Origin of the sequence: Endozoicomonas sp., from assembly GCF_031844845.1 — a bacterium.
In the GTDB taxonomy this organism is placed as follows: domain Bacteria; phylum Pseudomonadota; class Gammaproteobacteria; order Pseudomonadales; family Endozoicomonadaceae; genus Endozoicomonas.
This window is the reverse complement of the sequence record NZ_JAVRMB020000414.1, coordinates 1-6683: the sequence shown is the minus strand read 5'-3', so window position 1 is coordinate 6683 and position 6683 is coordinate 1. Positions and strand designations below refer to the sequence as shown.

Annotated in this window: 7 protein-coding genes; 3 read left to right on the top strand and 4 right to left on the bottom strand. The window is 49.0% G+C overall.

The genetic code is table 11. From position 1 onward, the window contains the following. From RM811_RS22850 to RM811_RS22840, 3 genes are all read right to left on the bottom strand, one after another. A partial coding sequence (locus tag RM811_RS22850) for a GspE/PulE family protein (protein ID WP_402528887.1) occupies nt 1-1736 on the bottom strand: 1736 nt, incomplete at its 3' end. A 158-nt stretch (nt 1737-1894) separates the two neighbouring features. Further along, nucleotides 1895-2275: a hypothetical protein gene (locus RM811_RS22845; RefSeq protein ID WP_402528886.1), complete on the bottom strand. Its 381-nt coding sequence runs from the start codon at nt 2273-2275 to the stop codon at nt 1895-1897. 110 nt (nt 2276-2385) lie between these two features. Then, on the bottom strand, nt 2386-3006 hold the full coding sequence (locus RM811_RS22840) for an inorganic triphosphatase (protein ID WP_402528883.1): 621 nt from the start codon (nt 3004-3006) through the stop codon (nt 2386-2388). A gap of 164 nt (nt 3007-3170) precedes the next feature. Here RM811_RS22840 and RM811_RS22835 point away from each other — a divergent pair, with 164 nt between their 5' ends. Beyond that, on the top strand, nt 3171-3851 hold the full coding sequence (locus RM811_RS22835) for a TIGR00153 family protein (RefSeq protein ID WP_402528880.1): 681 nt from the start codon (nt 3171-3173) through the stop codon (nt 3849-3851). A gap of 19 nt (nt 3852-3870) precedes the next feature. Next, a complete protein-coding gene (locus RM811_RS22830; protein ID WP_402528877.1) occupies nt 3871-5142 on the top strand; it encodes an inorganic phosphate transporter in 1272 nt (423 codons plus the stop codon). Nucleotides 5143-5237: 95 nt separating this feature from the next. Here the strand turns inward: RM811_RS22830 and RM811_RS22825 are convergent, their stop codons facing one another. Next, a complete protein-coding gene (locus RM811_RS22825) occupies nt 5238-6413 on the bottom strand; it encodes an ankyrin repeat domain-containing protein (protein WP_402528875.1) in 1176 nt (391 codons plus the stop codon). Between the two features lie 76 nt (nt 6414-6489). Between RM811_RS22825 and RM811_RS22820 the strand changes: the two genes are divergently transcribed. Then, on the top strand, nt 6490-6683 hold a 194-nt coding region (locus RM811_RS22820; protein WP_402528872.1), incomplete at its 3' end, for a DUF4277 domain-containing protein.

The window sequence follows — 6683 nt, the reverse complement described above, 5'->3', positions numbered from 1 at the left end:
TCGGGAGTTACCCGCATGATCTCCTCTATGGTGGTTATCCCACTGGCGACTTTTTGTGCACCGGAGAGTCTCAGGCTATACATCCCTTCTTTAATACATTGCCTGCTCAGTTGAGTAATATCCGGGCTTTCAGTGATCAGGGACTTGACCTGGTCACTCATGGTTAATATTTCATAGAGACCCGCACGTCCACGGTAGCCTGTTTCCCGACACTCCAGGCACCCTGCTGGCTGATAAACTTCCGCCGGTGCTGATGCCGACCAGGGTTTAGTTAATGCCTTCCAGTCATTGGCGTCCAGCGGTGCTTTTTCTTTGCAATTGGGGCAGAGTGTCCGGACAAGGCGCTGGGCCATAACGCCAAGCACCGTGTTTTTGATCAGGTAAGGGGGAACGCCAAGTTCCAGCAGGCGGGTCAGGGCGGAAGGTGCATTATTGGTATGCAGGGTTGATAACACCAGGTGGCCGGTGAGTGCGGCCTGAATAGCCATCTCGGCCGTTTCCAGGTCACGGATCTCCCCTATCATTATGATGTCAGGATCTTGTCTTAACAATGCACGAAGACCAGAGGCAAAGGTAAGGTCGATATTGTGTTGAACCTGCATCTGGTTAAAGGAAGGCTCTACCATCTCAATGGGATCTTCAATGGTGCAGACATTCACCTGCTCTGTGGCCAGCTGTTTAAGCGTTGAATAAAGGGTGGTGGTTTTACCGGAGCCGGTGGGCCCGGTCACCAGAATAATGCCATTTGGCTGGCCGGACATGGTCTTCCAGCGCTTTTCATCTTCCCTGGAAAAACCAAGATCGCAGAACGATTTCACCAGTACGTCAGGATCAAAAATACGCATGACCAGCTTTTCACCAAAGGCCGTAGGTAGTGTCGATAAGCGAAGCTCTATTTCACCTCCGTCGGGGTTGCGGGTTTTCAGGCGACCATCCTGGGGCTTGCGCTTTTCTGCCACGTCCATACGCCCGAGAATTTTTATCCGACTGGTAACGGCTGCGGCTACCTTGGCTGGCATCTGGTAGATCGAGTGAAGGACACCATCAATACGAAAGCGAAGATTACACTGCTCTCTTCTGGGCTCGATATGAATATCGCTGGCGCGTTGTTCAAAGGCATATTGCAGCAACCAGTCAACAATATTAACAATATGCTGGTCATTGGCATCCGGAGCCTTCATGTTGCCCAGCTCCAGCATCTGCTCAAAATTATTGAGCGAGGCTGACGTGACCCCATCGTCTGAGCTGGCCCCCATAACGGACTGGGCAAGACGGTAAAACTCAACGGTATAGCGGCGTATGTCGGCAGGGTTGGCAACGACCCGCTTGATATCCTTGCGGTTTACATGACGCAGGTTGTCTTCCCAGGTTCGATGCCAGGGTTGTGCGCAAGCCACGACAATTTCTGTACTGCTGACTTTCACGGCCAGAACCTGATGACGCATGGCATAGGCATGGGACATGACGGGCGTAATGGCGGCAACGTCAATCTTCAATGGATCAATGTGGAGATATTCCTGGCCAGCCAGTTTTGCCAGCCATTGGCACAGGTATTCGATATCCAGTTTTTTCCCTTGCCGGCCCAAATCATCAATTTCAAGGCTGGCCAGGTATTCCAGTGGGTGCAAACGAATCTGTTCAGGCGTGCGCGGGCGACTGAGGATGTCATCAGCCATTGCCTGATCGATATGCATGCTCCTGACCAGGTCAGAGACGACCATCGTCAGATCCAGCATTTGTTCCCGGTGTTGCAGGCCAGTTGCTTTCACATTGATCACTTAAAATACCGTTGGCAGCTTTAGGGGGTGGACACGTTGTGGAATTTCTATTCTCTCCTTTTTGTCGGCGGTAGGACAAATGGATTTATGGAGGAAAGGGTAAGGCGGCTGGCTCGTTATCTTATTAGATTTTCGAAAGCCTCCCGCCTGTAAGTCAGCTTTTTGTGCATAAGATGCTGTTGAAAGTTCGTACTTTGTATTTCTTTTAGCTTTACCTTTGTTGTATTCCATTGATCTTCGTATGTTTTTATCTCATTACAACAGATTTGACGCGCACTGAGTCTTTCGTCGGGCTTTGATTGGATATAGCAAGTATTTGTATATTGAAAGACTGGTGAAACTTGTTCCATGGATGACAGGCTTCTGCCTTGAAAGTGTGCTGGATAATGTTCAGGAATATCCGTGTGGTTAGCGAATACAAGAAGCCTTTCACTTGCAGGTCTGTCAAAAGGGGAAGCAATATATGCGATATATATATTATCACGATCAATTTTCATTGATTTGTACTTCTGTAATCATATGGACGAAGAGGTAATCCCGCTCACAAAAACAGGTTTTGTATTTTGTATATTAGCGGGAAATACACAGGGTGTTTCAAGGTAACCTGTTAGTCGCTGTCAGTGGCCAAAAGTTCAAATCCTCTTTCAGCCTTACTTGTGTCCAGGGGCTGGAGATCGAAAAATGACGGTAACTCCCGGGCAATGGCAGCCAGTGCTCGCTCATCTCCATCAAGCAACTCCAGTTCCAGCTCGCAGATCGGACGGGTTCGTCCTCTGGCACTGACCCTGCCCTCATCAAGGGCAACCTCCACTCTGGCAGAAGGGTTTTGCCAGTGCAGAATCCACCGGGTTCGATCAAAGTCAGTGGTGAATAATGGCCGCAGGCTTTCAACGGCAACATCTTTCAGTTCATCTGGCCAGACAGCGGCAAGGGGCGCTGCATCCAGAACCAGTGAAGTTAGTGGCCACTCCCACTCGCCGCGACGTGTCAGGCCATTGATGCTTTCCCCTCTGGTTTTCAGGGTTTGAATGAACTGGCCGTTGACTGCACGGATTCGCAGGGCGACCCTGGCCTGATTGAGCCTGAGGTCTGCAGTATCAAAATAGGTATTCCCCAGGTGGCGTGTTTCCGGTAGCTGTGCCCCATGCTCCTGCCAGAACGGGTGATTTTTAAGACTTTCTTTCTGGTTTTCGGGTAGGGAGAGTTTTAGCTCGGTTTCCTGGCTCATTTTCTTGTCCGTTAATACTGGCTGGTATGGGTTTAAGAAAAATTATATAAAAATCAGTGTGTCACGTCTTTATCCTGAGCTTCTGACTTCAAGCTTCTGGGCATTTGTGCAGGAAGTGATTCTGCATCCTATACTCAGGCGTTCAATCGGGATGGATTTGAAAAATGCCTACCAGCAACATATTGGCGAGCGTTTTTGGCCGCTCACCAATTGGGCCTATACAGAAGCATATTACCACTGTCCACCAGTGTGCGTCACAGCTGGATCCTTTCTTTCAGGCTGTATTTGCTGAGGAGTGGGAGCGTGTTTATGACCTGCAGCAGAAAATTATCAAGCTGGAGAATGAGGCGGACGCCATTAAACGCAGCATTCGTCTGTCTCTTCCCAAGAGCCTGTTTCTTCCCGTTCCCCGAACAGATCTGCTGGAAATCGTAACGGGTCAGGATAAGGTGGCTAACCGGGCCAAAGATATTGCCGGTCTTATGTTTGGGCGCAAGATGGTTATTCCCGAATCCATGCAGGACGTCTTTATTACCTACGTACGCCGTTCAATTGCCACATCAGCACAGGCATTAAAAGCCATTCATGAGCTGGATGAACTTCTGGAAACGGGCTTTCAGGGCCGTGAAGTGGAGCGGGTGGTCAAAATGGTGGAGGAGCTGGACGACATTGAGAGTGAAACCGACAGGGATCAGGTAAAGGTACGCCGAATGCTGTTTGCTCTCGAACAAAAGTTACCGCCAGTTGACGTCATTTTCCTCTACAAAATTATCGAATGGGTGGGTGATCTGGCTGATCGGGCCGCCCGGGTGGGGAGCCATCTCCAGTTATTGCTGGCCCGTTAACTGAACCGGACGCAGACTGATGGATATTATCGCTGAATATGGCACAGTCTTTTTGATTCTGGCCTGTCTGTTTGGGTTCTTTATGGCCTGGGGGGTTGGTGCCAACGATGTTGCCAATGCCATGGGTACCTCCGTTGGGTCCGGAGCCCTGACGGTCAAACAGGCGATTCTGATCGCCATTTTTTTTGAATTTACCGGTGCCTATCTGGCGGGTGGCTCAGTCACCGAAACCATACGGAAGGGCATTATTGACCCTTCCATGCCTCTGCTGGCAGAGAACCCTAATCTTCTGGTCTACGGCATGCTGGCTGCCTTGCTGGCGGCAGGAACCTGGCTGCTGGTGGCTACACATTACGGCTGGCCTGTTTCCACCACTCACTCCATTGTGGGCTCTATCGTTGGTTTTGCCGCATTTGGCATATCGGCTGATGCGGTTAACTGGGGAAAGGTCGCCACCATTGTGGCCAGTTGGGTAGTGTCACCGCTGATATCGGGCCTTTTTGCCTTTCTGATCTTTACCAGTGTCCAGAAGCTGATTCTGGACACCGAAAATCCATTCAGAAATGCCAAGCGTTATATGCCCCTTTATATGTTCCTGGTTGGCTTCATGATGTCGATGGTGACGCTGATTAAAGGCCTCAAACACATCGGGATGCCGTTGGATTACACTGAGAGCCTGGTTCTATCTCTTATCATCGGCTTGTTGATCATGTTTATCGGGCAAATGGCGTTATCCAAAATCAAGGAGGATATTCAGGCGGATAAGTCTTTCCACTTCTCCAGTGTGGAGAAGGTTTTTGGGGTCATGATGATTTTTACTGCCTGTTCCATGGCTTTTGCCCATGGTTCAAACGATGTGGCTAATGCAGTAGGGCCTTTGGCAGCCATTGCCAGTATTATTCACAGCGGTGGTGAAATTGCCGGCAAAGCGTCGGTTCCTTCCTGGGTTCTGTTGCTGGGTGCTGTGGGTATTATTGTCGGGCTGGCAACCTGGGGCTACAAGGTTATGGCGACTATTGGTTCCCATATCACTGAGCTGACACCCAGCAGGGGATTTGCTGCAGAGCTGGCTGCTGCGTCTACGGTGGTGATGGCATCGGGTACCGGCTTACCGATTTCAACGACCCATACTCTGGTGGGTGCGGTGTTGGGTGTTGGTCTGGCCAGAGGTATTGGAGCGCTAAATCTCAGAGTCATCGGTACCATCTTTATGTCATGGCTCATTACCCTGCCTGCCGGTGCTATTCTGGCCATTGTCTTCTTTCACTGTCTGAAGTTAATTTTTGGGTGACTGCTCTGTTGACACCAGGTAATTTGGCTCAGCTTGGAGCCATGTCGGCATTGTTCTTTTTCAAAGACGTGGGTCTGCTCTGTACATGTCCTCGCTCATTTTTCAGATGTCCGAGAAAGCAGCGAGTGGCTTGCCGATTTTAGCAGCGGTCCTGCTTGTGGCGAAGCGTCAGCGGGCTTATGGGGTTCTGCTGTCTCTTTCTCACCGGTATTGGAGGACTTTGATTTTGTCGTAGTTTGTTGTTCCGACGACAAAATCAAAGTCCTCCAAAAAATCAAAGTACTCCAATACTGACTCTTTGATGTTTTTGCGCTATTTGGGGCCGCTGGTGTTTTTTTCGCGTGAGGCTTGTTGGGGTTAACTGACGTTTCAGCTGCGGCTATTTTGACGTTTTTCTGGTCGTTCGCTTTGGGCTCAACGCTGGCTGATGCGGCCGGGCTCACGCTGTCTTGCACTGGCTTGAAAGTCAGGTCAGCTGTTACTGGCTGCTTAAATGGCATAGGGCTGGAGTCAAGATGCTTCTGGACAGTAATGCCAGTCGTGCCCTGATATAATTCCATTAAAGTACTGATTGTTCCGGGTTCATTCCCGACAGGGTTCCTCTGTTTTTCTAGCGCAGTATCGTCTGAAGCTTCTGTTAGAGATTTGATCATGTTATTCGGAAAGATATTAGCGGTAGCCATCAGTGGTTGTTGATAAATTCCGTTTGTTTTATTTTTCTTTAGTAATTTCAGGATTGTCTCACATGATTTTATTTTTCTTTCTTTTCGAGCAAATGCATCGGAGGAATAAAGTCTTCTCTCAATGCGTCTCGGAAGATACCGGGTTGGCTTACGCCCCTTAACAATCGAAGGGGTAGAAGTGGAAAAAAAAGCGAAAGTGTTGAATGGCGAACTGGTAGCGTCATGATCTGGCAACCACCGCACCATTTCCACATTCATAGGGTTTGCAGCAAGAGCCAGGGGATTCATGCCTTTTTTATCTGGTCTGTCTACAGAGGCATGCTTTGCGAAAAGAAGATTGGCAATATCAACTCTATTGTAATAGGCAGCATAATGCATAGGATTGTATCCACAACATTGAGCGTTTGGGTTAGCATTATTGTCCAGAAGAGTTTCAATAGAGTTTCTCTGTTGATGTGCGAGTGCTGTGAACAGGGCATTGTGACCGCTGTTATTTTCCTGATTAGCTACACTGGAATCCTTCTTGATCAGCTGATTGATGATTGTCACATGCCCTTTATCAGCAATTCCCGATAAGTTGATTACCATCCGTCATTCAGCACCTAATCTGAGAATTTCCCAAAACCATCTAAACTATAAAAAATTTTCAGAATGAGCATGTTCCATGCACCCGCATCAGTTTCACGTTCAACGTATTGACCACACGGGGTTAGTGGCCGGTATGTGCAAAGAACTCGGCATCGCTAACCTCTTGGATTCTCTGGTTCCCAATCAATCTGAGACCCGAAATATTACCTTCGGCGAAACCGTTATCTCGATGCTGCTTAACGGGCTGGGCTTCACTGCACGCACACTTCA

Coding starts and splice junctions, on each gene's coding strand:
- RM811_RS22845 (WP_402528886.1), bottom strand. CDS start 2,275: ATGAAAATTGATCGTGATAATATATATATCGCATATATTGCTTCCCCT.
- RM811_RS22840 (WP_402528883.1), bottom strand. CDS start 3,006: ATGAGCCAGGAAACCGAGCTAAAACTCTCCCTACCCGAAAACCAGAAA.
- RM811_RS22835 (WP_402528880.1), top strand. CDS start 3,171: ATGCCTACCAGCAACATATTGGCGAGCGTTTTTGGCCGCTCACCAATT.
- RM811_RS22830 (WP_402528877.1), top strand. CDS start 3,871: ATGGATATTATCGCTGAATATGGCACAGTCTTTTTGATTCTGGCCTGT.
- RM811_RS22825 (WP_402528875.1), bottom strand. CDS start 6,413: ATGGTAATCAACTTATCGGGAATTGCTGATAAAGGGCATGTGACAATC.